We start from the raw sequence: 23911 nt of genomic DNA on the forward strand, positions 1-23911 counted from the left end.
GATGCTTAGTTGATTTCAATCATTTCAAAATCCATTTTGCCCACGCCGCAGTCCGGGCACAGCCAGTCTTCCGGCACGTCCTGCCACGGTGTGCCCGCCGCAATACCGTCGTCCGGCCAGCCTTCGGCTTCGTTATAGATCAGGCCGCAGACCACACATTGCCACTTTTTCATTCAGGTATTTCCTCGGGATTCAGGCTTTTGCCGGCGCGAACGGTCGATAGATGAAGCGTTGCTGTCCGGCTCAGGGCGTTTTGTACTGATCGGGCCCGGCAGATGCAAGCCTGTTCGGCGCAACGGCAGGCCGGATCAATCAAACTCGCCGCCTGACATGGTAAGCTCGCCGCCTCATTTGCTGCCAATAATGACTCACTGTGCCGCACTCAAAAGCCCCCTCCCCGACGCCGCTCTGGCTTTCTCAAAGCCAACTGATGCCCCGCCCCGACACGTCTACGCTCGATTGGTTGTTCGATGAAGGGTCACTGACCCGACGCCTGACCCGTTTGTCGAATGACGGTTTCAGCGTCACGCCGCTGTTCGAAGGCTGGCAATCGCTGCGCGCCGACGAATGTGCCGCACTGGGGTTGGCCGAAGGCAGCGAAGGCTGGGTGCGCGAGGTGTATCTGCGCGGCCACGGTGAAGCCTGGGTGTTTGCCCGCAGCGTAGCCGCGCGTAGCGCGCTACAAGGCGACGGATTGCACATGGATGAGCTGGGCAGCCGCTCCCTGGGCGAACTGCTGTTTTGCGATCGGGCGTTTCAGCGCCGGGCCATCGAGGTTTGTCACTATCCTCAAGCCTGGTTGCCGGTGGAGGCTCAAGCACCTGAACTGTGGGGCCGGCGCTCGCGTTTCGACCGTGGCGCCCTGAGCGTGCTGGTGGCCGAGGTTTTCCTGCCGACCCTGTGGAGCGCCGCCCGCGCGCATCCGGAGAACTGCTGATGTACCAGAACCTGCTCAAGTCTCTGAACCGCGTGAATCCTCGGGCCTGGGATTTCATTCAGCTGACCCGCATGGACAAGCCGATCGGCATTTACCTGCTGCTGTGGCCGACGCTGTGGGCTCTGTGGATTGCCGGTGAAGGTTCGCCGTCACTGGCCAATATCGTGATTTTCGTGCTCGGCGTGGTACTGACCCGTGCCGGCGGTTGCGTGATCAACGATTGGGCGGACCGCAAGGTCGATGGCCATGTGAAACGCACCGAGCAACGGCCGCTGGTGAGCGGCAAGATCAGCTCCAAAGAAGCCCTGGTGTTCTTCGCGGTGCTGATGGGTGTGAGCTTCCTGCTGGTGCTGTGCACCAACGCGGCGACGGTCTGGCTGTCGCTGGGCGGTTTGGCCCTGGCCTTCACGTATCCGTTCATGAAGCGTTACACCTATTACCCGCAAGTGGTGCTGGGCGCGGCGTTCTCCTGGGGCATGCCGATGGCGTTCACTGCCGAGACCGGTGAGTTGCCGGCGACAGCCTGGTTGCTGTGGATCGCCAACTTGCTGTGGACCGTGGGCTACGACACCTATTACGCCATGACCGACCGCGACGATGACCTGAAGATCGGGGTGAAATCCACCGCGATCCTGTTTGGCGATGCCGACCGGGTGATCATTCTGACCTTGCAAGGCCTGGCGCTGGGCTGCCTGTTGCTGGCTGGCTCGAAATTCCATCTCGGTGGCTGGTTCCACCTTGGGTTGCTGGTGGCGGCAGGCTGCTTTGCGTGGGAGTTCTGGTACACCCGCAGCAAAGACCGGATGCGTTGCTTCCAGGCGTTTTTGCATAACCACTGGGCGGGGTTGGCGATTTTTGTGGGGATTGTGCTGGATTACGCGTTACGTTGACTGCGATTGATCTGTAGCAGCTGCCGAACTCAGGCTTCGCCAGCTGCTACAGACTGTTTATAGGGCAGGCAAATCGCTTACTTGTGTTCGCCAATCACGTGCCACATTTTCATCATGCCGTCGCCTTTCATGTCTCCCGGCTTGCTGTCCATTTTGTAGGTGTACATTGGCTTGCCGTCGTAAGTCCATTGCATTGTGCCGTCGTCACGCTTGATCGGCTTCCATTCACCCATGGGCTTGGCATCCATCGGAGCCATCATCGGCGGCCAGTTCTTCGCACACTCACCCATGCACATCGACTTGCCGTCCTTGTCCTTGTCAAAGGTATACAAGGTCATACCCTTCTGATCGACCATCATGCCGCCTTTCATCATGGCGGGTTCTGCCGCAAAGGCCAGGGACGGCAGCGTTAACGCAGCCGTGACCAGCAGGACCTTCCAGGATTTAGCAATGTGATTCATGGAAACCTTCCTTTTGTGGTTGTCAGGATTCGGAATTAGAGCTTAGTTCAGGATCGCGACAATCGCAGGCCGGCTAAAATACTGTCACACGACTGCAATAATTCCGTTATCTAATGCGGCGCAAGACAGTTAAATGACAAGAGGATTAAGGCATGGTTGGCAGGAGCATTCTGATCGTCGACGACGAAGCGCCCATTCGCGAAATGATCGCCGTTGCGTTGGAAATGGCCGGCTATGACTGCCTGGAGGCGGAGAACTCCCAGCAGGCCCATGCCATTATCGTCGACCGCAAACCGGACCTGATTCTGCTCGACTGGATGCTGCCCGGCACTTCCGGCATCGAGTTGGCCCGCCGGCTCAAGCGCGACGAACTGACCGGGGATATCCCGATCATCATGCTCACCGCCAAGGGCGAAGAGGACAACAAGATCCAGGGCCTGGAAGTCGGCGCCGACGACTACATCACCAAACCGTTTTCCCCCCGCGAACTGGTGGCCCGCCTCAAAGCCGTGCTGCGTCGCGCCGGCCCGACCGATGGCGAAGCGCCGATCGAAGTCGGCGGCCTGCTGCTGGACCCGATCAGCCACCGCGTGACCATCGACGGCAAACCTGCCGAGATGGGCCCCACCGAGTACCGCTTGCTGCAATTCTTCATGACCCATCAGGAACGCGCCTACACTCGCGGCCAGTTGCTGGATCAGGTCTGGGGCGGCAATGTCTACGTCGAAGAGCGCACTGTCGACGTGCACATCCGTCGCCTGCGCAAAGCCCTCGGCGATGCCTACGAAAATCTGGTACAAACCGTGCGCGGCACCGGCTACCGGTTTTCCACCAAGGCCTGAACAGACCGCCAGCCTCGCTGACAAGGACGCATATTTTCCGTGAACCAAAACTGGCATGGCACCCTGATTCGCCACATGCTGTTGCTGGTCACCGCCTGCCTGGTGATCGGCCTGATTTCCGGCTACTACGGCTGGAGTCTCGCCGTGGGCCTGGGGGTTTACCTGGCCTGGACCCTCAAACAGCTGCTGCGCCTGCACGAATGGCTGCGCCTGCACCAACCCGATGAAGCACCGCCCGACGGCTATGGCCTGTGGGGCGAAGTGTTCGACAGCATCTATCACCTGCAACGCCGCGACCAACGGGTACGCGGGCGCCTGCAAGCGGTGATCGACCGGGTCCAGGAATCCACTGCCGCGCTGAAAGACGCAGTGATCATGCTCGACAGCGACGGCAACCTTGAGTGGTGGAACCGCGCCGCCGAAACCCTGCTCGGCCTCAAGACTCCTCAGGACAGCGGCCAGCCGGTGACCAACCTGGTGCGCCATCCGCGTTTCAAGGAATACTTCGAGCAGGACAACTACGCCGAACCATTGGAGATTCCGTCGCCGATCAATGATCGCCTGCGCATTCAGCTGTACATCACCCGCTACGGCAACAACGAGCACTTGATGCTGGTGCGCGACGTGACGCGTATCCATCAGCTGGAGCAGATGCGCAAAGACTTCATCGCCAACGTGTCCCACGAGCTGCGCACACCCCTGACGGTGATTTGCGGCTACCTGGAAACCCTGCTCGATAACGTCGAGGACGTGAATCCGCGCTGGACCCGTGCCCTGCAGCAAATGCAGCAGCAAGGCGGGCGCATGCAGACCTTGCTTAACGATTTGCTGCTGCTGGCCAAACTGGAAGCCACCGATTACCCATCGGACAACCAACCAGTGTCCATCGATAGCCTGCTGCAATCGATCAAGAGCGACGCCCAACAGCTGTCGGGTCAGAAAAATCAGCGCATCACCCTGGAAGCCGACCCGACGATTCTGCTCAAGGGCAGTGAAGCCGAACTGCGCAGTGCGTTTTCCAATCTGGTGTTCAACGCGGTGAAATACACCCCGGCCGAGGGCAATATCCGCATTCGCTGGTGGGGCGACGAGCAAGGTGCACACCTGAGCGTGCAGGATTCGGGAATCGGCATCGACAGCAAACACCTGCCGCGCCTGACCGAACGCTTCTACCGCGTCGATTCCAGCCGCAATTCCAACACCGGCGGTACCGGGCTGGGGCTGGCCATCGTCAAGCACGTGTTGCTGCGCCACCGGGCACGCATGGAAATCAGCAGTGTGCCGGGGCATGGCAGCACGTTTACCTGCCATTTCGCGCCGGCCCAGGTCACCAAATCCCGCGTGATCAGCGCCGCGGACTGATACCGACTAGCACTCGCCACTAGGCAATCGATCAGTCAGCCGCTACATTGGCTGACTTGTGCCTGCCCTTCAGGCACTGCATTTCCCCCTTTTTTGAATACACGGAACCCGCAAAACTCCATCATGGACCCTTCCCCTGGCTTGACCCTCGCAACAATATTCGCCGACTTCGGCATGATTCTTTTTGCTCTGATCCTGGTTTTGCTCAACGGCTTTTTCGTTGCGGCAGAGTTTGCCATGGTCAAACTGCGCTCGACCCGGGTCGAAGCCATCGCTGAACAGCACGGCTGGCGCGGGCACATCCTGCGCACCGTACACAGTCAGCTCGATGCTTACCTGTCAGCGTGCCAACTGGGTATCACCCTCGCTTCTCTGGGTCTGGGCTGGGTCGGCGAACCGGCGTTCGCGCACCTCCTGGAGCCTGTGCTGAGTGCCGTTGGTGTAGATTCCGCTGAAGTGGTCAAGGCGGTTTCGTTCTTCACGGCGTTCTTCATCATTTCGTACCTGCACATCGTGGTCGGTGAGCTGGCACCAAAATCCTGGGCCATCCGCAAACCCGAGTTGCTGTCGCTGTGGACGGCGGTGCCGCTGTACTTGTTCTACTGGGCCATGTACCCGGCCATCTACCTGCTCAACGCCAGCGCCAACCAGATCCTGCGCATCGCCGGGCAAGGTGAGCCCGGCCCGCACCACGAGCACCATTACAGCCGCGAAGAACTGAAACTGATCCTGCACTCCAGCCGTGGCCAGGACCCAAGCGACCAAGGCATGCGCGTACTGGCCTCGGCGGTGGAAATGGGCGAGCTGGAAGTGGTCGACTGGGCCAACTCCCGGGAAGACCTGGTCACACTTGAGTTCAACGCTCCGCTCAAGGAAATCCTGGCGTTGTTCCGTCGCCACAAGTTCAGCCGCTACCCGGTGTACGACAGCGAGCGCAAGGAGTTCGTCGGCCTGCTGCACATCAAGGATCTGCTGCTGGAACTGGCCGCCCTTGATCACATTCCCGAGTCGTTCAACCTCGCCGAACTGACCCGGCCACTGGAGCGCGTATCGCGGCACATGCCGCTGTCGCAACTGCTGGAGCAGTTCCGCAAGGGCGGCTCGCACTTCGCCTTGGTCGAGGAAGCCGACGGCAACATCATCGGCTACCTGACCATGGAAGACGTGCTGGAAGTGCTGGTGGGCGACATTCAGGACGAACACCGCAAGGCTGAACGCGGGATCCTCGCGTATCAGCCGGGCAAGCTGCTGGTGCGGGGCGATACGCCGCTGTTCAAGGTGGAACGCCTGCTGGGCATCGACCTGGACCACATCGAAGCCGAAACCCTCGCCGGGCTGGTCTACGAAACCCTGAAACGGGTGCCGGAAGAGGAAGAAGTGCTGGAAGTCGAAGGTTTGCGGATCATCATCAAAAAGATGAAAGGGCCGAAGATCATATTGGCCAAGGTGTTGATGCTGGACTGAGCCACGCCCTTGTAGGAGCCGGCTTGCTGGCGATCAGGAGCGCTGCGGTGTCTCTGTTATACCGCGTTATCGTTCATCGCCAGCAAGCCGGCTCCTACTGCCCAACGCAAAGTTGGGCAACGCCCCCACCGGTTGATTGAACTGGTACGGAATGGACACCAGACCCAACCCGGTATTGCGCTGCACCACGAAGTGCAGGTGCGGGCCGCTGCTGTTGCCGGTGTTGCCCGACAGCGCCAGTGCACTGCCCACCACTACCCGCTGACCTTCCCGTACGCAGACTGAACCTTTCTTGAGGTGCAGGTACACGCCCATGGTCCCGTCATCGTGCAACACCCGCACGAAATTGCCCGATGGATCGTTGCCGCGCCCGGTCTGGCCATTCTCGGTTTTCACCACCACCCCGCCGCGCGCCGCGATGATCGGCGTGCCTTCGGGCATGGCGATATCCATCGCGTAACGGTTCTTCGGTCCGTAGTGGCTGTATTGGCCATTGGGGCCCTGGGTCAGCCGAAACGGACCGCCACGCCAGGGCAACGGATATCGATAGGCCATGGCAGCCCCTGAGGGGTCGCCCAGGAAATATGCGAACCTTGGGTTATACACGATCGGCCTTCCAGCCTTCGTCGGCGTGAGCAGGGCCAGACGAAGGTTACTGCGCGCCGGCATCACCCGCCGGATCGGTCGGCTCGGCGCACCGCTGACGTTCTGCAACCGGTCGAAACTCAGCTCGATCTCGACCGGCGCATACAGGTCGTTGCGCACGAACACGCTGTCCATGCCATTCAGCCGCTTGATGTCGAGGTACACCTGCCGCTCAAGGTGTTCGACCATTCGGTCGCGAAAAACGAACACCTTCGCGCCTTTGGTGGGGCGGTCGCTGTAAGAGACCACGCCACTGGCATCAGTGGACTTATAGATCGTCATGGCCACAGCCGAGGTGGAGGCCATGAAAAGACCACAGAAAAACAGCAGGCGCGCGAGCATGGGCAAAATTCTGTTGAGTAGGCCTGGGAAGGAGCCTAGCAGCAGAAATGGACCTGCGTAGTCGACAGATGTTTCAAATGATCATTCCCACGCTCTGCCTGGGAATGCAGCACGGGACGCTCTGCGTCCCATCCGAAGCGGACGTGGAGCGTCCGGGGAGGTATTCCCACGCAGAGCGTGGGAACGATCAGCGGTACACGTTACGCACCCGGTACGAAGTGCTTCTGCGCGGTGCCACGGGCGATCAGGCGGGAGATGTAGTCGAGCTTCTGTGCATCCTGGTCGACAAAGCGGAACGTCAGTTGCAGCCACTCGCTGTCCGGCTTCGGCTCGTGGGCGACGATGGCGTGCAAGTAGCCGTTAAGACGGGCAGTTTCGGCATTGTCGCCCTGCTCCAGGTCGAGTACGGCGTTGTCGAGGACTTGCGGCAAGGTGTCAGTGCGTTTCACCACCAGCAGCGCTTCCTTGATGCTCAAGGCCTTGATCACGCATTGCTGTGTGCCGCTCGACAGGCGCAGTTGGCCTTGGCCACGACCGCCAGCTGATGCGGAGGCAGGCGCCTTGACCGGTGGATTGTTGAGCAGGCCGCGAGACGGCGCCGCAGCCGGGGCTGGCGCGGCGGCAGGTTTGGCAAACGGGTTGACCGCTGCAGCCGAGGGTGCGACTACCGCCGCTTTGCCACCGGTCAATGCGCTCAGGGAATCGTTGCCGAACGCCGAGTTCATTTTGGTCGGCGCGCTGTTCATCAAGGTATCGAGCTTGCCGACCTTGTTCAGGGCCTGCTTGACCTTGGTCAACAGCTGCTCGTTGGTGAATGGCTTGCTGACGTAGCCGGAAACCCCGGCCTGGATCGCCTGGACCACGTTTTCTTTATCGCCACGGCTGGTCACCATCACGAACGGCATGGTCTTGAGGTTGTCCTGCTCACGGCACCAGGTCAGCAACTCCAGACCGGACATTTCCGGCATTTCCCAGTCGCACAGAACCAGGTCGAACGCTTCCTTGGCCAGCATGGCCTGGGCCTTTTTACCGTTGACTGCATCTTCGGTCCGGATCCCCGGGAAGTAGTTGCGCAGGCACTTTTTTACCAGGTCACGAATGAACGACGCATCGTCCACGACCAACACACTGATCTTGCTCATCCAACACCCCTTTAAAAATCCCGGCAAGCATAACGCTGGCTGATGGCACTTTGCCAAAACTCTTCAGTCACGCCGGGACTTTTCGTTCGCGGGTGCTGCTTTTCAATTCGGCTTTTCAGTTCAAAAGCCACACAAACAAAAACGCCCGGCCAAGAGGCCGGGCGCTTTTTCTTGGGCAACCTTACTTATCGTCAGCTTTGTCCGGAACATTAGCGGTTTCGGCACTTGTGCCTTCCACTTCTTCCTTCATGCGCTTGAGGCCCAGGTGACGCACGTCGGTGCCGCGCACCAGGTAAATCACCAGTTCCGAGATATTGCGCGCGTGGTCGCCGATTCGCTCAAGGGAACGCAGCACCCAGATAATGCTCAAGACACGCGAGATAGAGCGTGGATCTTCCATCATGTAGGTGGCGAGTTCGCGCAGCGCGGTCTTGTATTCGCGGTCGATGATTTTGTCGTACTGCGCCACCGACAGCGCCAGGTCGGCGTCGAAGCGGGCAAATGCGTCCAGGGCATCGCGAACCATGTTGCGCACCTGGTCGCCGATGTGGCGAACCTCGACATAACCGCGCGGCGCTTCGCCTTCTTCACACAACTGAATGGCGCGACGGGCGATCTTGGTGGCTTCGTCGCCGATACGCTCGAGGTCGATCACCGATTTGGAGATGCTGATGATCAGACGCAAGTCCGACGCCGCCGGCTGACGACGGGCCAGAATGCGCAGGCATTCTTCGTCGATGTTGCGTTCCATCTGGTTGATCTGGTCGTCGACCTCGCGCACTTGCTGGGCCAGGCCGGAATCGGCCTCGATCAGCGCGGTGACCGCGTCGTTGACCTGCTTCTCGACCAGCCCGCCCATGGCCAGGAGGTGGCTGCGCACTTCCTCGAGCTCAGCGTTGAACTGCTGGGAGATGTGATGGGTAAGGCCTTCTTTACTAATCATGTTGGCGTCCTTGGAGCGTCCGGTAAGGTGCGGTGGGCCGCAGCGTCAGTTCAGTGAGCAACAACAGCTTCCTAGCCGTAACGACCGGTGATGTAGTCTTCGGTCTGCTTCTTCGCCGGATTGGTGAACAGGGTGTCGGTGTCGCCGAACTCCACCAGTTTGCCCATATACATGAACGCCGTGTAGTCGGAAACCCGCGCGGCCTGTTGCATGTTGTGGGTCACGATAACAATGGTGAACTTGGATTTCAGTTCGTAGATCAGCTCTTCGACTTTCAGCGTGGAGATCGGGTCGAGTGCCGAGCACGGTTCGTCGAGCAGCAGCACTTCCGGCTCCACGGCGATGGTGCGGGCAATCACCAGACGTTGCTGCTGACCACCGGACAGACCGAGTGCCGACTCGTGCAGACGATCCTTGACTTCATCCCACAGCGCCGCGCCTTTCAACGCCCACTCGACGGCTTCGTCGAGGATGCGCTTTTTGTTGATGCCCTGGATGCGCAAGCCGTAAACCACGTTTTCATAGATGGTTTTCGGGAACGGGTTGGGCTTCTGGAACACCATGCCGACGCGACGACGCAGCTCGGCCACGTCCTCGCCCTTGCGGTAGATGTTGTTGCCGTAGAGGTTGATCGCGCCTTCGACGCGGCAGCCATCCACCAGGTCGTTCATGCGGTTGAAAGTGCGCAACAGCGTGGACTTGCCACAGCCGGACGGGCCGATGAAGGCGGTCACGCGCTGTTTCGGGATGTTCATGCTGACGTCATACAGCGCTTGTTTGTCGCCGTAGAACAGGCTCAACCCCGGCACTTCGATGGCCACGGTTTCCTGCTCGAGACTCAGGCTCTGTTTGTCGCGGCCCAGGGCCGACATGTTGATGCCGTGAGTGTGTGCTTCGTGCTGCATGGGAGGCTCCCTGTGCTAACAAATTCGGTTCGGGGCCGCAGGCCAGGCCCGCGGTTACGCAATTCTTTGTAGGAGCCGGCTTGCTGGCGATGCAGGCAACTCGGTCCCGCAGGCTCACCGCGGTGATGCCTTCGCCAGCAAGCCGGCTCCTACAGTTCGGTGTTGATTAGCTATCCAGCGCCTTGTACTTCTCGCGCAGGTGGTTACGGATATAAACGGCCGACAGGTTCAATGTCGCGATCACCAGCACCAGCAGCAGCGCCGTGGCATACACCAGCGGCCGCGCGGCTTCTACGTTCGGGCTCTGGAAGCCGACGTCATAAATGTGGAAGCCCAGGTGCATGATCTTCTGGTCCAGGTGCAGGTACGGGTAGTTGCCATCCAGCGGCAGCGACGGCGCCAGTTTCACTACACCCACCAGCATCAGCGGCGCCACTTCACCGGCGGCGCGGGCCACGGCGAGGATCATGCCGGTCATCATTGCCGGGCTGGCCATCGGCAGCACGATCTTCCACAAGGTCTCGGCCTTGGTCGCGCCGAGGGCCAACGAGCCTTCGCGCACGGTGCGAGGAATCCGCGCCAGGCCTTCTTCGGTGGCCACGATCACCACCGGCACAGCCAGCAGGGCCAAGGTCAACGAAGCCCACAACAGACCCGGCGTACCGAAGGTCGGCGCCGGCAAGGCTTCGGGGAAGAACAACCGGTCGATCGAGCCGCCCAGCACATAAACGAAGAAGCCCAGGCCGAACACGCCGTAAACGATCGCCGGTACGCCCGCCAGGTTGTTCACCGCAATACGGATCACTCGGGTCAGGGTGTTCTGCTTGGCGTATTCACGCAGGTAGACCGCCGCCAGCACACCGAACGGAGTGACGATCATCGCCATGATCAGGGTCATCATCACGGTGCCGAAAATCGCCGGGAAGATCCCGCCTTCGGTGTTGGCTTCGCGCGGGTCATCACTGAGGAATTCCCAGACCTTGCTGAAGTAGAAGCCAACCTTGGTAAAGGTGCTCATGGCGTTCGGCTGATAGGCGTGAACCACTTTGCCGATACCGATCTCGACCTCTTTACCGTTCGCGTCACGAGCCGTCAGGCTGTCACGGTTGAACTGCTTGTGCAGGTCGTTCAGACGCGCTTCGATTTCCTGATAACGGGCATTCAGCTCGGCGCGCTCAGACTCCAGGTCCGCCTGTGCGGTAGCGTCGAGACGGCCGGCCAATTCCAGCTTGCGACCGTGCAGACGAACACGTTCGAGACCGGCGTTGATCGCGCCGATGTCGGTTTTTTCCAGGCTCTTGAGCTGCCCAGCCAACTGGTTGACGCGATCGACACGGGCCTGCAACTCAGGCCATGCGGCTTCGCCTTCAGCGACGACCTTGCCGTCCTCTTTGACGTTGACCAGGTAGCCGTAGAAGTTGCCCCACTCGCGACGCTCGATGGTCATCAGCTCTGGCGGGGTTTTCTGGTTGGTCAGCCACTCGCCGACAATCCAGGTGAAGTCAGTGCCGTTCAGATCGCGGTTGCCGACCTTGATCAGCTCGCGGGTCATGAACTCCGGGCCCTGATCGGGCACTGGCAGGCCAGCGGTTTTCAGGCGCTCGCGTGGCACTTCTTCCTTCTGCACCACTTCGCCGATGACCAGGTGGTTGGCCTGGCCCGGCACGTCGTAATTGGCGTGGATCAGGTCCGCCGGCCAGAAGTGCCCCAGACCGCGCACGGCAATCACCGCCAGCAGGCCAATGGTCATGATGACCGCAATGGACACCGCGCCGCCGCTGATCCAGACGCCGGGGGCGCCGCTCTTGAACCATCCATTCAGGGAGTTCTGTTTCACAGACTTCTACCTTTGTTAAAGCGACGAGTATTTCTTGCGCAGACGCTGACGAATCAGTTCCGCGAGGGTGTTCATGATGAAGGTGAACAACAGCAGCACCAGCGCCGAGAGGAACAGCACGCGGTAGTGGCTGCCGCCGACTTCCGATTCGGGCATTTCCACCGCGACGTTGGCTGCCAGTGTGCGCAGGCCTTCGAACAGGTTCATTTCCATGACCGGGGTGTTACCGGTGGCCATCAGCACGATCATGGTTTCACCGACCGCACGGCCCATGCCGATCATCAGCGCCGAGAAGATGCCCGGGCTGGCGGTGAGGATCACCACGCGAGTCATGGTCTGCCACGGCGTGGCGCCAAGGGCCAGGGAACCGAGGGTCAGGCCGCGTGGCACGCTGAACACGGCGTCTTCGGCGATCGAGTAGATGTTCGGGATGACTGCAAAGCCCATGGCCAGGCCGACCACCAGAGCGTTGCGCTGGTCGTAGGTGATGCCCAGGTCGTGGGAGATCCACATACGCATGTCACCGCCGAAGAACCAGGCTTCCATGTACGGGCTCATGTACAGCGACAGCCAGCCCACGAACAGAATCACCGGAATCAGGATCGCGCTTTCCCAGCCGTCCGGCACTTTCAGGCGGATCGACTCAGGCAGGCGACTGAAGACGAAACCCGCCACCAGAATGCCGATCGGCAGGAGCATCAGCAGGCTGAAGATGCCCGGCAAATGCCCTTCTACATACGGTGCGAGGAACAGGCCGGCGAAGAAGCCGAGGATCACCGTCGGCATCGCTTCCATCAGCTCGATCACCGGCTTGACCTTGCGACGCATGCCCGGGGCCATGAAGTACGCGGTGTAGATCGCCGCGGCGACGGCCAGGGGCGCGGCCAGCAGCATGGCGTAGAACGCGGCTTTCAGGGTACCGAAGGTCAGCGGCGAGAGACTCAGTTTGGGTTCGAAGTCGGTGTTGGCGGCGGTCGATTGCCAGACGTATTTAGGCTCGTCGTAGTTCTCGTACCAGACTTTGCTCCACAACGCGCTCCAGGAAACTTCCGGGTGCGGGTTGTCGAGCAGCAACGGTTGCAGCTTGCCGCCCTGCTCCACGATCACGCGGTTGGCCCGTGGCGACAGGCCGAACAGGCCTTGGCCGTCGACCACCTGATCCACCAGCAAAGTGCGGTGCGCGGTGCTGTGGAACACGCCGAGCTTGCCGGACGCATCAAGGGCAACGAAGCCTTTTCGACGTTCTTCGGCGGTGATTTCAACAATCGGCGCAGCGCCCATCTGGAAGGTGCGGATTTGCTTCAGGCGCAGTTCGCCATCGTGATCGCGAGCCATGAACCACTGGGCGAGACCGCCCTTGGAGTCGCCGAGGATCAGTGAGATACCACCCACCAGCTGGGTGCTGGCGGTAATCTCGGCATCGCCGTCTTCGAGCAATTTGTAGCGACCGTTGAGACTCTTGTCGCGCAGGCTGAAAACGTCAGCCTGAGCACGACCGTTGACCACGTACAGCCACTGCTGACGCGGGTCGACGAAGATGTTCTTCACTGGCTCGGTCATTTGCGGCAGGTCGATGCGTTTCTGCTCGTTGGTGACTTCGCCGGTCATCATGTTTTCTTCGCTGGTCAGCGACATGACATGCAGTTGCGCACCAGTGGAGCCAGCCAGCAGCAGGGTCGAATCGGTGGCATTGAGGCTGACGTGCTCCAGAGCGCCGCCCGCCTCGTTCAGCGCGATTGGCGTTTCGCCGTACGGGTATTCGATGGCCGGCGAGATGGTTTTCTTGCCGTCCGGGTAGCTGACTTTATAGGTGTGACGGAACACCAGCACCTGACCGTTGGACAACCCCACTGCGACCAATGGATGGCCGGGTTGATCTTCACCGATGGAGGTCACGCTGGTACCGGCCGGGATCGGCAGGTCGACACGGCGCAGTTCGGCGCCGCTATCGATATCAAAGAATAGCGCCTGGCCCTTGTCGGAAACCCGCATGGCCACCTGGTTCTGTTCTTCAAGGGAGATCATCAGCGGCTTGCCGGCGTCTTGCATCCAGGCGGGCGTGATGGCGTCTTTGGCGGTCAGATCAGCCCCCTGGAACAGCGGCGCGACAACATAACCGAGGAAGAAGAAGATCAGGGTGATCGCGCCCAGGACGGCGAGGCCGCCGACAAGCACATACCAACGGGTCAGGCGATCTTTCAGCGCACGAATACGGCGCTTGCGGTGCAGCTCAGGCGTATTGAAGTCAATTCGCTTGGGGGGATTTGTAGTCATGGTGGAATTGGCCAGATCATTCATGCGCACACCCTAGCGATCCTGTATGACAGAAAGATGACAATGCAGTGACGCAACAAATCCGCCGCCAGTGGAAACTGGCAGTGGATCGGAAATTTGGGGGCCGGTATTTACCGGCAATTGTAGGAGCGAGGCTTGCCCGCGAAGGGGTCGTTACATTCAACATCAATGTTGACCGACCCACCGCTTTCGCGGGCAAGCCTCGCTCCTACGCAGGTCCGGGTTTACCCCGGACCTAGGGTTTTACTTTTTTGCGACTTCAGCGCCGCCTTCCGCCAGACCCAGGTCAGCCAGAGCTTTTGCAGCAACCTTGGCTGGCAGTGGGATGTAGCCGTCTTTCACTACAACTTCCTGGCCCTGCTTGGACAGAACCAGTTTCACGAACTCGGCTTCCAGCGGGGCCAGAGGCTTGTTAGGGGCCTTGTTGACATATACGTAGAGGAAACGCGACAGCGGGTATTTACCGTTCAGGGCGTTTTCTTCGCTGTCTTCGATGAAGTCAGTGCTGCCTTTCTTGGCCAGGGCCACGGTCTTCACGCTGGCGGTCTTGTAGCCGATGCCCGAGTAACCGATGCCGTTCAGCGAGGAGCTGATCGACTGCACGACCGAAGCCGAACCTGGTTGTTCGTTAACGTTTGGCTTGTAGTCGCCTTTGCACAGGGCTTCTTCTTTGAAGTAGCCATAAGTGCCGGATACCGAGTTACGGCCGAACAGTTGTACTGGCTTGTTGGCCAGGTCGCCGGTCACACCCAGGTCGCCCCAGGTTTTCACATCAGCTTTGGCGCCGCACAGACGAGTCGAGGAGAAGATCGCGTCGACTTGTTCCATGGTCAGGTGCTGGATCGGGTTGTCTTTGTGTACGAAGACCGCCAGGGCGTCCACGGCCACCGGGATAGCGGTTGGCTTGTAGCCGTACTTCTGCTCGAAGGCCGCCAGTTCGGTGTCCTTCATCTTGCGGCTCATCGGGCCCAGGTTGGAGGTGCCTTCAGTCAGCGCAGGTGGCGCGGTGGCAGAGCCAGCGGCCTGAATCTGGATGTTTACGTTCGGGTATTCTTTTTTGTAGTTCTCAGCCCACAGGGTCATGAGGTTGGCCAGGGTATCGGAGCCGACGCTGGACAGGTTGCCCGACACACCAGTGGTCTTGGTGTAGCTCGGGATAGCAGGGTCAACAGCGGCAACCGCGTTGGCAGTCGCAACGCCAGCAGCGACAAAAGTCATTGCCGCCATCAAACGCTTCAGTTTCATGCCTTACTCCTAGCAGATAGGGTGTGTTAAGTCGGGGCCAAGTATCAGCAGGCCGTGTGAACACTCTATGGCTGAAATATGACAATTGGATGAAAGGCCAGCATCTAGCGATAGATCGTTCCCACGCTCTGCGTGGGAATGATCGGTTACAAGGTTAGCGCCCCTTCTTCCAGAGATACCCGCCCACCAGAACCCCGACACCACAAATGATCGCTACGTAATACGCCGGCCCCATCGGGCTTTCCTTGAGCAGCAGGGTGACGACCATCGGGGTCAGGCCGCCGAAGATGGCGTAGGCCAGGTTGTAGGAGAACGACAGGCCGCTGAAGCGCACCACCGCCGGGAAGGCTTTGACCATCACATACGGCACTGCACCGATGGTGCCGACCAGCAAACCGGTCAGGGCATACATCGGGAACAGCCAGTCGGGATGATTGAACAGGCTGTGATAGAAGGTCCACGAGGTCAGCAGCAGCAACGCGCTACCGAACACGAACACCCGCCCGGCGCCAAAACGGTCAGCCAGTGCACCGGAGGCCACACAGCCCAGGCTCAGGAACACGATGGCCAGGCTGTTGGCCTGCAACGCGGTAGTCGGCGGGAAGTGGTAAACGGTCTGCAATACAGTCGGCGTCATGAGGATGACCACGATGATCCCGGCGGACAGCAACCAGGTCAGCAGCATGGAAATCAGAATCGCACCGCGATGGTCACGCAGCACAGCGCGCAGCGGCACTTCTTCGGCCAGGGCTTTACGCAATTGCAGTTCGGCAAACACCGGGGTTTCGTGCAGCCAGCGGCGCAGGTAGACCGAGAACAGGCCAAACACGCCGCCCAGCAGGAACGGGATCCGCCAGGCGTAATCGGCCACTTCCACCGGCGTATAGAGGCTGTTGATTGCCGTGGCGACCAACGAGCCCAAAAGAATGCCGGCAGTCAGACCGCTGGTCAGCGTGCCGCAGGCATAACCGATATGCCGTTGCGGTACGTGTTCGGAAACGAATACCCAGGCTCCCGGCACTTCTCCGCCAATCGCTGCGCCCTGGATCACCCGCATCAGCAGCAACAGGATCGGCGCCCACATGCCTATCTGCGCATAAGTCGGCAGCAAGCCCATGATCAGGGTCGGCACCGCCATCATGAAAATGCTCAGGGTGAACATCTTCTTGCGTCCCAGCAGGTCACCGAAGTGCGCCATGACGATGCCGCCCAGCGGCCTGGCCAGGTAACCGGCGGCGAAAATGCCGAACGTCTGCATCAGGCGCAGCCACTCGGGCATGTCGGCGGGGAAGAACAGTTTGCCGACCACTGTGGCGAAGAACACAAAGATGATGAAGTCGTAAAACTCCAGCGCACCGCCCAAGGCAGACAGCGACAATGTCTTGTAGTCGTTGCGGGTCAGCGGACGTGCAGGTTGGGCTGGTTGCGCGATGCTCGAGGGCGCTGTGGTCATGGCAAGGGCTTCTCTTATAGTCAGATCTGCAACCTCAACAACGCTGGCGGAGGCTTGGGCAGGTTCGGCACGATAGCAAATTGTTCGAAAAAGCACATAGAGGTGCGTATTTGACGGTCGAAATGAGAACCGGACGGTCGTCTCGAAGTCTATCGACCGATATACTCACAACGTTGCAACGGTTTGTAAGGGGTTGCTGTGCGAAACCGTCGTTGGCACCCGTCAGCCGATTTCGCAGAGTTTCCCTTTAGGCGCCTTACGAAAAACGTGACGAACGTAGTATGTTCGGGGCTGAATCGTTTTTCCTTGAGACGGCTATTCACCTGAAGTACCAATGAGAGTCACGGGTCAGAGGCACCCCCGGCATGATAGAGCTCGAACAAGAAGATCCAATCCCGCAAGGCGACCTGGCCCTGCAAATTACCGCGCTTCCGCGTGAAACCAACGGCTTTGGCGATATTTTCGGCGGCTGGCTGGTGGCGCAGATGGATTTGGCTGGCACCGCAATGGCCAGCAAGGTTGCCGGTGGTCGCGTGGCCACCGTTGCGATCGATCGCATGGCGTTTCTGGTGCCGGTGGCGGTGGGCGCTCAGCTCTCCTTCTATACCCAGGCCCTGGAAATCGGTCGCAGCTCGATTCAGATGATGGTTGAAGTCTGGAGCGACGATCCACTGTCCAGCGAGTGGCGTAAAGTGACCGAAGCCGTGTTTGTGTTCGTCGCCATCGACGGCAGCGGCCGCACTCGTTCGGTTCCGCCCAGAGCTCGTTAAACAAGGCGCTCGTTAAACGCGGTGACCGTTTTGCGGTCCATAGCAGTCATTGTTCCTGATTGAGAGTCGCCCCATGAGCACGCCCACCGTCGAAGCCGTGAAACTGGATGAACTGAACTGCTGGCGCATCCGCCACGGTCAGGCCGAATTGCTGGTGGCCCAGCAAGGCGCGCACATCCTCAGTTATCAATTGGCCGGCCAACCGCCGCTGATCTGGCTCAACGACGAGGCGGTGTTCAAGACCGGCAAAGCTATTCGTGCCGGTGTGCCGGTGTGCTGGCCGTGGTTCGGCAATCTGTCGCGCAACCCGCAGAGTGTCCAGGCCATGCGCATCAGCCAGGAGCCGCCGACCGCTCACGGGCTGGTGCGAGCGATGGACTGGGAACTGGGCAGCATCGAAACCGAGGGCGAAAGCCTGAAGGTGGAATTCGTCCTGCCCTACCCTGAAGGCGGACTGCCAGGCTGGCCGCATCAGGTGGACTTGAAACTGAGCATTCGTCTGGATAAACAGTTGCATATCAGCCTGACGAGCGACAACAAGGGCGCTGAACCCGTCACGATCAGCCAGGCGCTGCACAGCTATTTCGCAGTCAGCGATGTGCGCAACGTGCACGTTGAAGGGCTGGATGGCTTGAGTTACATCGAGACGCTGGACGACTGGAAAACCGTCACTCAGACCGGTGATCTGCGTTTTACCGGTGAGACCGACCGCATCTATCTGAATACCCCGCCGACATTGAGCATCGTTGACCCGCATTGGGAGCGACGCATTGAACTGACCAGCAGCGGTTCGCGCTCGGCGGTGATCTGGAACCCGTGGGTCGACCGTGCGGCGGCGTTCAGCGACATGGCTGACGATGGCTGGCAGCGCATGTTGTGCATTGAAACGGCAAATGTGATGGATGACGTGGTGACGCTGGCGCCGGGGGCTAGCCATACCCTGGGCGTGAGCATCGCCAGCAAACCGCTTTAACACCACACAATAAATGTGGGAGCAGGCTTGCTCCCACATTTAAAAACCTACAAATCCGACTCCTTGACCACCCGCACCTGCGCCGCATCCAGCGCATACGCCGCATCCGCCAGGTCGTTGCTGACCTTCTCGATCTTCAGCGTGCCGGTCACCCACAGCGGTGTGTAGATGTCATTCAGCTTCAGGCCTTTGGGATAACGCACCAGCACCAGTTGGTTAGGCGGCGGCGGTGGCACGTGGATACAAGCGCCCGGGTACGGCACGAGGAAGAACAACGTGCTGCGGCCCTTCGCATCGGATTCCAGCGGTACCGGATAACCGCCGATGCGGATGTGCTTGTCGTTCATCGACGGCACGGTCTTGGTCGAATACATCACCGCCGGCAAGCCCTTGCTCTGCTTCATGCCACCTTTTTGGGTAAAGGTGCCATTGGCTTCCGGTGAGTTGTGATCGATTTCGGGCATGGCCTCGAGGGCCTTCTGGTCCGACTTGGGCATCAGTTCGAGCCAGTCGGTTTCCGGCAGTTCGCCGGCATGGGCCAAACCACTGCCCAGGAAGAGAAGAGTCAACAGAAGACGGCGCATGAAGGTGCTCGGCAAAGGAAAGGACGGTATAACGCCAAGCATTCTAGCCCTCTCCGGTGTTGGCGCAGAGAGGGCTTTGTCGCTTGAATCAGTTCTTTTTGATCAGGCCGTAGACCACCAGCAATATCACCGCGCCCACCAGCGCACCGATGAACCCTGCGCCCTGACCCGCATGGTAGATGCCCAGGGCCTGGCCGCCGTAAGTGGCCGCCAGCGAACCGCCGATACCGAGCAGGATGGTCATGATCCAGCCCATGCTGTCATCGCCCGGTTTCAGAAACCGAGCCAGCAGGCCGACGATCAAGCCGATAAAGATGGTTCCGATAATTCCCATGGCATTTCCCTCTGATTGAATTGGCTAAAGCCTAGCCAGACTTTGGCATCCTGCCATCAGAGAACGGCGGCCTCGGAAGGTTCCGCCGCCGCCACATGAAACTATTCGGCAATCAGCGCTTCGACCTTGAGGATCTGCGCGGCAAGCGTCGCACGGTCAGCACAACGCAGGTTGGCGTGACCGACCTTGCGGCCGACCTTGAAGGCCTTGCCGTAGTGATGCAGATGGCAATCGGCGATGGCCAGGACTTTCTCGGTGTCCGGGACTTTGCCGATGAAGTTGAGCATCGCGCTCTCGCCGACCTTGGCCGTCGAACCCAGCGGCAGACCGGCAACGGCCCGCAGGTGGTTTTCGAACTGACTGCACTCGGCACCTTCGGTGGTCCAGTGCCCGGAGTTGTGCACACGCGGGGCGATCTCGTTGGCCTTGAGGCCACCGTCGACTTCGAAGAACTCGAACGCCATCACGCCGACGTAGTCCAGCTGCTTGAGTACCCGGCTGGAGTAGTCTTCAGCCAACGCTTGCAACGGGTGGTCGGTGCTGGCCACGGACAGCTTGAGGATGCCGCTGTCGTGGGTGTTGTGCACCAGCGGGTAGAACTTGGTTTCGCCATCGCGAGCGCGCACGGCGATCAGCGAGACTTCGCCAGTGAACGGCACGAAGCCTTCCAGCAAGCAGGCGACGCTGCCCAGTTCGGCGAAGGTGCCGACCACATCTTCAGGCTTGCGCAGGACTTTCTGACCCTTGCCGTCGTAACCCAGGGTGCGGGTTTTCAGCACGGCCGGCAGGCCGATGGAGGCCACGGCGGCGTCCAGGTCAGCCTGGGACTGGATGTCGGCGAACGCGGGAGTCGGGATCCCCAGGTCCTTGAACATGCTCTTCTCGAACCAGCGATCGCGGGCAATGCGCAGCGCTTCGGCGCTCGGGTACACCGGAACGAATTGCGACAGGAAGGCCACGGTTTCGGCCGGGACGCTTTCGAACTCGAAGGTCACCAGATCGACTTCATCGGCCAACTGACGCAGATGATCCTGATCGCCGTAATCGGCCCGCAGGTGTTCGCCCAATGCGGCTGCGCAAGCATCCGGCGCCGGGTCCAGGAAAGCGAAGTTCATGCCCAGCGGAGTGCCCGCCAGCGCCAACATGCGACCCAACTGGCCGCCACCGATTACACCGATCTTCATCGTCAACAACCTCAGGCGATGCGTGGGTCTGGATTGTCCAGGACGCTGTCTGTCTGCTCAGCGCGGAATTTTTTCAGCACGGTATGAAACTGCGGATGCTTGGCGCCCAGGATGCTCGCCGAGAGCAGGGCTGCGTTGATCGCACCGGCCTTGCCGATGGCCAGGGTGGCGACCGGAATGCCGGCTGGCATCTGCACGATAGAAAGCAGCGAATCGACGCCCGAGAGCATCGACGACTGCACCGGCACGCCCAGCACCGGCAGGTGGGTTTTGGCCGCACACATGCCAGGCAGGTGGGCCGCGCCACCGGCACCGGCGATGATCACCTCGATGCCACGGGCCTCAGCCTCTTCGGCATACTGGAACAGCAGGTCCGGGGTGCGGTGGGCAGAGACCACTTTCACCTCGTAAGGGATGCCGAGCTTTTCCAGCATATCGGCGGTGTGGCTAAGGGTGGACCAATCGGACTTGGAGCCCATGATCACGCCAACCAGTGCGCTCATCGTCGTGCCTCTTCTCTCTGGGCGCCCGCAGGCGCGTCAAAAAACAACAAGCCACGCAAAATGCGTGGCTTGATTGTACGAATTATGGCCAGTCAAACCGGCCGAAGGCCGCGCAGTATACCTCAATGAAGCAGATAAACAGCCCCCCATACGACCATCTGTCATACGGCGCAAAGTACCGGTTTTATTGACTTCAGGGTCAGCCCGACGCCTACAAAAAATCATTAACCCGCAGGGTTTGGCGCTGTGCCGCCTTCCAGCTTGCGCCAGAGCAACCGAACATTCGCCTTGCGCACCAACGCGCAGCGATACAGCCGAATCTCCAGCGGCACATGCCATTGCGGGCCACCGCAGATGACCAACTCGCCGCGAGCCAATTCGGCGCGCGCGCTCAAGCGCGGCACCCAGGCGATGCCCAGGCCTTCCAGCGCCATGCTTTTCAGGCTGTCGGCCATGGCGGTCTCGTAAATAGTGGTGAACCTCAGGGCACGCTGGCGCAACAGCATATTCACCGAGCGCCCGAGAAATGCCCCGGCGCTGTAGGCCAGCAAAGGCACGCTGGTCTCGCCTTCCAGGTCGAACAACGGTTTGCCGTCAGCATCCGCGGCGCACACCGGGAGCATTTCAGTGTCTCCCAGATGCAGTGACGGGAAAATTTCCGGGTCCATTTGCATCGCGGAGTCCGGATCATAGAACGCCAGCATCAGATCACACCCGCCTTCACGCAGCGCATGCACCGCATCGCCGACGTTGGTGGCCACCAGCCGCGTGGCAATGTTCAGCCCTTCGTTGCGCAATTGTGCGATCCAGCGTGGAAAGAAACCCAGTGCCAGGGAGTGGGCGGCGGCGACCTGGATCACCTCGCCCTGCCCGCCTTCCAGGTGATGAAGATGACGTAACACTTCACCCAGCTGTTCGACCACGGTTCGCGCGGTCACGAGAAACAACTGCCCCGCTGCCGTCAGCTCGACCGGGGTGCGAGAGCGATTGACCAGGGTCAGCCCCAACGCGGCTTCGAGGCTGCGGATCCGCCGACTGAAGGCGGGCTGAGTCACGAAGCGTCTTTCGGCCGCCTGGGAGAAGCTGCGGGTGGCAGCCAGAGCACTAAAGTCCTCCAGCCATTTGCTTTCCAGATTCATCACGCCCTCCCGGACATGCACCAATTTAGGTCACACGTTCGCCACGTACGCGGCGTCACACCGACATTATGCCGAATGTGCATAGCCCAGTGTTTAACAGCATTGGCCCAAAATTCTTCTCAAGCCTAGCATTTGCGCTATTCCGGCACAGACCGGGTCCATATCGAGATGATTTCTATCATGTCCTCCGCTGCATCTTTCCGCACAGAAAAAGACCTGCTTGGCGTACTCGAAGTACCTGCTCAAGCGTATTACGGCATCCAGACCCTGCGAGCGGTGAACAACTTCCGTCTCTCCGGCGTTCCGATTTCGCATTACCCAAAACTGGTTGTTGGTCTGGCGATGGTCAAACAGGCCGCCGCTGACGCCAACCGCGAGCTGGGTCACCTGAGCGAAGCCAAGCACGCTGCCATCAGCGAAGCCTGTGCCCGATTGATCCGCGGCGATTTCCACGAAGAATTCGTGGTGGACATGATTCAAGGCGGCGCTGGCACTTCAACCAACATGAATGCCAACGAAGTCATCGCCAACATCGCGCTGGAGGCCATGGGCCACAGCAAGGGCGAATACCAGTACCTGCACCCGAACAACGACGTGAACATGGCGCAGTCGACCAACGACGCCTACCCGACGGCTATCCGCCTGGGTCTGCTGTTGGGTCACGACGCGCTGCTGGCCAGCCTCGACAGCCTGATCCAGTCGTTCGCCGCCAAAGGTGAAGAATTCAGCCACGTCCTGAAGATGGGCCGTACCCAGCTGCAAGACGCCGTGCCGATGACCCTCGGCCAGGAATTCCGCGCCTTCGCCACCACCCTGAGCGAAGACCTGGCACGCCTCAAATCCCTGGCGCCTGAACTGCTGACCGAAGTGAACCTGGGCGGCACCGCGATCGGTACCGGCATCAACGCCGACCCGCGTTACCAGGCCCTGGCCGTTCAGCGTCTGGCCCTGATCAGCGGTCAACCGCTGGTGCCAGCCGCCGACCTGATCGAAGCCACCTCCGACATGGGCGCCTTCGTGCTGTTCTCCGGCATGCTCAAGCGTACCGCGGTCAAGCTGTCGAAGATCTGCAACGACCTGCGTCTGCTGTCCAGCGGCCCACGCACCGGCATCAACGAAATCAACCTGCCAGCGCGTCAGCCAGGCAGCTCGATCATGCCAGGCAAGGTCAACCCGGTTATCCCTGAAGCCGTGAACCAGGTGGCGTTCCAGATCATCGGCAACGACCTGGCCCTGACCATCGCGGCCGAAGGCGGCCAGCTGCAGCTGAACGTGATGGAGCCGCTGATCGCCTTCAAGATCTTCGACTCGATCCGCCTGCTGCAACGTGCCATGGACATGCTGCGCGAGCACTGCATCGTCGGCATCACCGCCAACGAAGAGCGTTGCCGTGAACTGGTCGAACACTCGATTGGCCTGGTCACCGCGCTGAACCCGTACATCGGCTATGAAAACGCCACCCGCATTGCCCGTGTTGCCCTCGAAAGCGGCCGCGGCGTGCTGGAACTGGTGCGCGAGGAACGCTTGCTCGACGAAGAAATGCTCGCCGACATCCTGCGCCCGGAAAACATGATTGCTCCGCGTCTGGTGCCTTTGAAGGCTTAACCAAACGCAGGCTCTTTTGAAGAGCACGCTCACCAGGTCGAGGGACTAGACACCTC

Annotated in this window: 23 protein-coding genes; 8 read left to right on the forward strand and 15 right to left on the reverse strand. The window is 60.2% G+C overall.

The window, feature by feature from the left end; translation table 11 throughout:
• Window positions 1–5 precede the first annotated feature (5 nt).
• On the reverse strand, window positions 6–173 hold the full coding sequence (locus FFH90_RS00535; protein WP_007896465.1) for a rubredoxin: 168 nt from the start codon (window positions 171–173) through the stop codon (window positions 6–8).
• A 200-nt stretch (window positions 174–373) separates the two neighbouring features.
• Between FFH90_RS00535 and FFH90_RS00540 the strand changes: the two genes are divergently transcribed.
• Both FFH90_RS00540 and ubiA read left to right on the forward strand, forming a co-directional pair.
• Window positions 374–937 carry a chorismate lyase gene (locus FFH90_RS00540; protein WP_138866534.1) on the forward strand — a complete coding sequence of 188 codons (564 nt, stop codon included), beginning with the start codon at window positions 374–376 and terminating at the stop codon, window positions 935–937.
• On the forward strand, window positions 937–1827 hold the full coding sequence (gene ubiA, locus FFH90_RS00545; RefSeq protein ID WP_018927398.1) for a 4-hydroxybenzoate octaprenyltransferase: 891 nt from the start codon (window positions 937–939) through the stop codon (window positions 1825–1827). Before FFH90_RS00540 ends, ubiA begins: the two co-directional genes overlap by 1 nt.
• A gap of 77 nt (window positions 1828–1904) precedes the next feature.
• Here the strand turns inward: ubiA and FFH90_RS00550 are convergent, their stop codons facing one another.
• On the reverse strand, window positions 1905–2288 hold the full coding sequence (locus FFH90_RS00550; RefSeq protein ID WP_018927397.1) for a hypothetical protein: 384 nt from the start codon (window positions 2286–2288) through the stop codon (window positions 1905–1907).
• A 152-nt stretch (window positions 2289–2440) separates the two neighbouring features.
• On the opposite strand from FFH90_RS00550, the gene phoB reads away from it, so the two are divergent.
• From phoB to FFH90_RS00565, 3 genes are all read left to right on the forward strand, one after another.
• Window positions 2441–3130 (forward strand): phosphate regulon transcriptional regulator PhoB, encoded by a 690-nt coding sequence (gene phoB, locus FFH90_RS00555; protein WP_007896474.1) that lies wholly within the window; start codon window positions 2441–2443, stop codon window positions 3128–3130.
• Window positions 3131–3169: 39 nt separating this feature from the next.
• On the forward strand, window positions 3170–4492 hold the full coding sequence (phoR, locus tag FFH90_RS00560) for a phosphate regulon sensor histidine kinase PhoR (RefSeq protein ID WP_018927396.1): 1323 nt from the start codon (window positions 3170–3172) through the stop codon (window positions 4490–4492).
• 123 nt (window positions 4493–4615) lie between these two features.
• Complete coding sequence (locus FFH90_RS00565) at window positions 4616–5956, forward strand: hemolysin family protein (RefSeq protein WP_018927395.1); 1341 nt, start codon at window positions 4616–4618, stop codon at window positions 5954–5956.
• Window positions 5957–6022: 66 nt separating this feature from the next.
• Here FFH90_RS00565 and FFH90_RS00570 read toward each other — a convergent pair whose 3' ends face one another.
• The 8 genes from FFH90_RS00570 to FFH90_RS00605 form a co-directional block, all read right to left on the reverse strand.
• Entirely contained in the window at window positions 6023–6943 is a 921-nt protein-coding gene (locus FFH90_RS00570) for a peptidoglycan DD-metalloendopeptidase family protein (protein WP_018927394.1), read from the reverse strand.
• A 200-nt stretch (window positions 6944–7143) separates the two neighbouring features.
• Window positions 7144–8085 (reverse strand): response regulator, encoded by a 942-nt coding sequence (locus FFH90_RS00575; protein ID WP_138866535.1) that lies wholly within the window; start codon window positions 8083–8085, stop codon window positions 7144–7146.
• A gap of 181 nt (window positions 8086–8266) precedes the next feature.
• Window positions 8267–9028, reverse strand: coding sequence for a phosphate signaling complex protein PhoU (gene phoU, locus FFH90_RS00580; RefSeq protein ID WP_007934507.1), 762 nt, complete (start codon window positions 9026–9028; stop codon window positions 8267–8269).
• 71 nt (window positions 9029–9099) lie between these two features.
• Complete coding sequence (gene pstB, locus FFH90_RS00585) at window positions 9100–9933, reverse strand: phosphate ABC transporter ATP-binding protein PstB (protein ID WP_008150054.1); 834 nt, start codon at window positions 9931–9933, stop codon at window positions 9100–9102.
• Window positions 9934–10099: 166 nt separating this feature from the next.
• The gene (gene pstA, locus FFH90_RS00590; RefSeq protein WP_018927392.1) at window positions 10100–11770 is read right to left on the reverse strand and encodes a phosphate ABC transporter permease PstA; all 1671 of its coding nucleotides are present in this window, start codon (window positions 11768–11770) and stop codon (window positions 10100–10102) included.
• A 15-nt stretch (window positions 11771–11785) separates the two neighbouring features.
• Entirely contained in the window at window positions 11786–13819 is a 2034-nt protein-coding gene (locus tag FFH90_RS00595) for an ABC transporter permease subunit (RefSeq protein ID WP_177325193.1), read from the reverse strand.
• A gap of 489 nt (window positions 13820–14308) precedes the next feature.
• Complete coding sequence (locus FFH90_RS00600; protein ID WP_018927390.1) at window positions 14309–15310, reverse strand: phosphate ABC transporter substrate-binding protein PstS; 1002 nt, start codon at window positions 15308–15310, stop codon at window positions 14309–14311.
• A gap of 154 nt (window positions 15311–15464) precedes the next feature.
• Window positions 15465–16763, reverse strand: a complete 1299-nt coding sequence (locus tag FFH90_RS00605; protein WP_111453073.1) for an MFS transporter — start codon at window positions 16761–16763, stop codon at window positions 15465–15467.
• A gap of 365 nt (window positions 16764–17128) precedes the next feature.
• On the opposite strand from FFH90_RS00605, the gene FFH90_RS00610 reads away from it, so the two are divergent.
• Window positions 17129–17533 (forward strand): acyl-CoA thioesterase, encoded by a 405-nt coding sequence (locus FFH90_RS00610; protein WP_007896491.1) that lies wholly within the window; start codon window positions 17129–17131, stop codon window positions 17531–17533.
• A gap of 73 nt (window positions 17534–17606) precedes the next feature.
• Window positions 17607–18506, forward strand: a complete 900-nt coding sequence (locus tag FFH90_RS00615; RefSeq protein WP_138866536.1) for a D-hexose-6-phosphate mutarotase — start codon at window positions 17607–17609, stop codon at window positions 18504–18506.
• A gap of 47 nt (window positions 18507–18553) precedes the next feature.
• Here FFH90_RS00615 and FFH90_RS00620 read toward each other — a convergent pair whose 3' ends face one another.
• The 5 genes from FFH90_RS00620 to FFH90_RS00640 all read right to left on the reverse strand — a co-directional run bounded on the left by FFH90_RS00620 (window position 18554) and on the right by FFH90_RS00640 (window position 22250).
• Window positions 18554–19090 (reverse strand): DUF3299 domain-containing protein, encoded by a 537-nt coding sequence (locus tag FFH90_RS00620; protein ID WP_026286519.1) that lies wholly within the window; start codon window positions 19088–19090, stop codon window positions 18554–18556.
• Between the two features lie 88 nt (window positions 19091–19178).
• On the reverse strand, window positions 19179–19424 hold the full coding sequence (locus tag FFH90_RS00625) for a GlsB/YeaQ/YmgE family stress response membrane protein (protein WP_018927386.1): 246 nt from the start codon (window positions 19422–19424) through the stop codon (window positions 19179–19181).
• A gap of 101 nt (window positions 19425–19525) precedes the next feature.
• Window positions 19526–20608 (reverse strand): 5-(carboxyamino)imidazole ribonucleotide synthase, encoded by a 1083-nt coding sequence (locus tag FFH90_RS00630; protein WP_007934491.1) that lies wholly within the window; start codon window positions 20606–20608, stop codon window positions 19526–19528.
• Window positions 20609–20619: 11 nt separating this feature from the next.
• The gene (gene purE, locus FFH90_RS00635) at window positions 20620–21111 is read right to left on the reverse strand and encodes a 5-(carboxyamino)imidazole ribonucleotide mutase (RefSeq protein WP_003196369.1); all 492 of its coding nucleotides are present in this window, start codon (window positions 21109–21111) and stop codon (window positions 20620–20622) included.
• A 224-nt stretch (window positions 21112–21335) separates the two neighbouring features.
• Window positions 21336–22250, reverse strand: coding sequence for a LysR substrate-binding domain-containing protein (locus tag FFH90_RS00640; protein WP_018927385.1), 915 nt, complete (start codon window positions 22248–22250; stop codon window positions 21336–21338).
• Between the two features lie 180 nt (window positions 22251–22430).
• On the opposite strand from FFH90_RS00640, the gene aspA reads away from it, so the two are divergent.
• Window positions 22431–23855: an aspartate ammonia-lyase gene (gene aspA / locus FFH90_RS00645; protein ID WP_007934488.1), complete on the forward strand. Its 1425-nt coding sequence runs from the start codon at window positions 22431–22433 to the stop codon at window positions 23853–23855.
• The last annotated feature ends 56 nt before the right edge of the window (window positions 23856–23911 follow it).

Source organism: Pseudomonas sp. ATCC 43928 (assembly GCF_005938665.2).
GTDB lineage: Bacteria > Pseudomonadota > Gammaproteobacteria > Pseudomonadales > Pseudomonadaceae > Aquipseudomonas.

Excerpts from the sequence above, each read along its gene's own strand:
- FFH90_RS00570 (WP_018927394.1), bottom strand. The coding sequence starts at position 6,943 with ATGCTCGCGCGCCTGCTGTTTTTCTGTGGTCTTTTCATGGCCTCCACC.
- ubiA (WP_018927398.1), top strand. The coding sequence starts at position 937 with ATGTACCAGAACCTGCTCAAGTCTCTGAACCGCGTGAATCCTCGGGCC.
- purE (WP_003196369.1), bottom strand. The coding sequence starts at position 21,111 with ATGAGCGCACTGGTTGGCGTGATCATGGGCTCCAAGTCCGATTGGTCC.
- FFH90_RS00605 (WP_111453073.1), bottom strand. The coding sequence starts at position 16,763 with ATGACCACAGCGCCCTCGAGCATCGCGCAACCAGCCCAACCTGCACGT.
- FFH90_RS00610 (WP_007896491.1), top strand. The coding sequence starts at position 17,129 with ATGATAGAGCTCGAACAAGAAGATCCAATCCCGCAAGGCGACCTGGCC.
- FFH90_RS00575 (WP_138866535.1), bottom strand. The coding sequence starts at position 8,085 with ATGAGCAAGATCAGTGTGTTGGTCGTGGACGATGCGTCGTTCATTCGT.
- FFH90_RS00615 (WP_138866536.1), top strand. The coding sequence starts at position 17,607 with ATGAGCACGCCCACCGTCGAAGCCGTGAAACTGGATGAACTGAACTGC.
- FFH90_RS00595 (WP_177325193.1), bottom strand. The coding sequence starts at position 13,819 with ATGCAAGACGCCGGCAAGCCGCTGATGATCTCCCTTGAAGAACAGAAC.
- FFH90_RS00600 (WP_018927390.1), bottom strand. The coding sequence starts at position 15,310 with ATGAAACTGAAGCGTTTGATGGCGGCAATGACTTTTGTCGCTGCTGGC.
- FFH90_RS00565 (WP_018927395.1), top strand. The coding sequence starts at position 4,616 with ATGGACCCTTCCCCTGGCTTGACCCTCGCAACAATATTCGCCGACTTC.
- FFH90_RS00550 (WP_018927397.1), bottom strand. The coding sequence starts at position 2,288 with ATGAATCACATTGCTAAATCCTGGAAGGTCCTGCTGGTCACGGCTGCG.
- FFH90_RS00535 (WP_007896465.1), bottom strand. The coding sequence starts at position 173 with ATGAAAAAGTGGCAATGTGTGGTCTGCGGCCTGATCTATAACGAAGCC.
- phoU (WP_007934507.1), bottom strand. The coding sequence starts at position 9,028 with ATGATTAGTAAAGAAGGCCTTACCCATCACATCTCCCAGCAGTTCAAC.
- FFH90_RS00630 (WP_007934491.1), bottom strand. The coding sequence starts at position 20,608 with ATGAAGATCGGTGTAATCGGTGGCGGCCAGTTGGGTCGCATGTTGGCG.
- phoB (WP_007896474.1), top strand. The coding sequence starts at position 2,441 with ATGGTTGGCAGGAGCATTCTGATCGTCGACGACGAAGCGCCCATTCGC.
- FFH90_RS00620 (WP_026286519.1), bottom strand. The coding sequence starts at position 19,090 with ATGCGCCGTCTTCTGTTGACTCTTCTCTTCCTGGGCAGTGGTTTGGCC.
- FFH90_RS00640 (WP_018927385.1), bottom strand. The coding sequence starts at position 22,250 with ATGAATCTGGAAAGCAAATGGCTGGAGGACTTTAGTGCTCTGGCTGCC.
- FFH90_RS00625 (WP_018927386.1), bottom strand. The coding sequence starts at position 19,424 with ATGGGAATTATCGGAACCATCTTTATCGGCTTGATCGTCGGCCTGCTG.
- pstB (WP_008150054.1), bottom strand. The coding sequence starts at position 9,933 with ATGCAGCACGAAGCACACACTCACGGCATCAACATGTCGGCCCTGGGC.
- aspA (WP_007934488.1), top strand. The coding sequence starts at position 22,431 with ATGTCCTCCGCTGCATCTTTCCGCACAGAAAAAGACCTGCTTGGCGTA.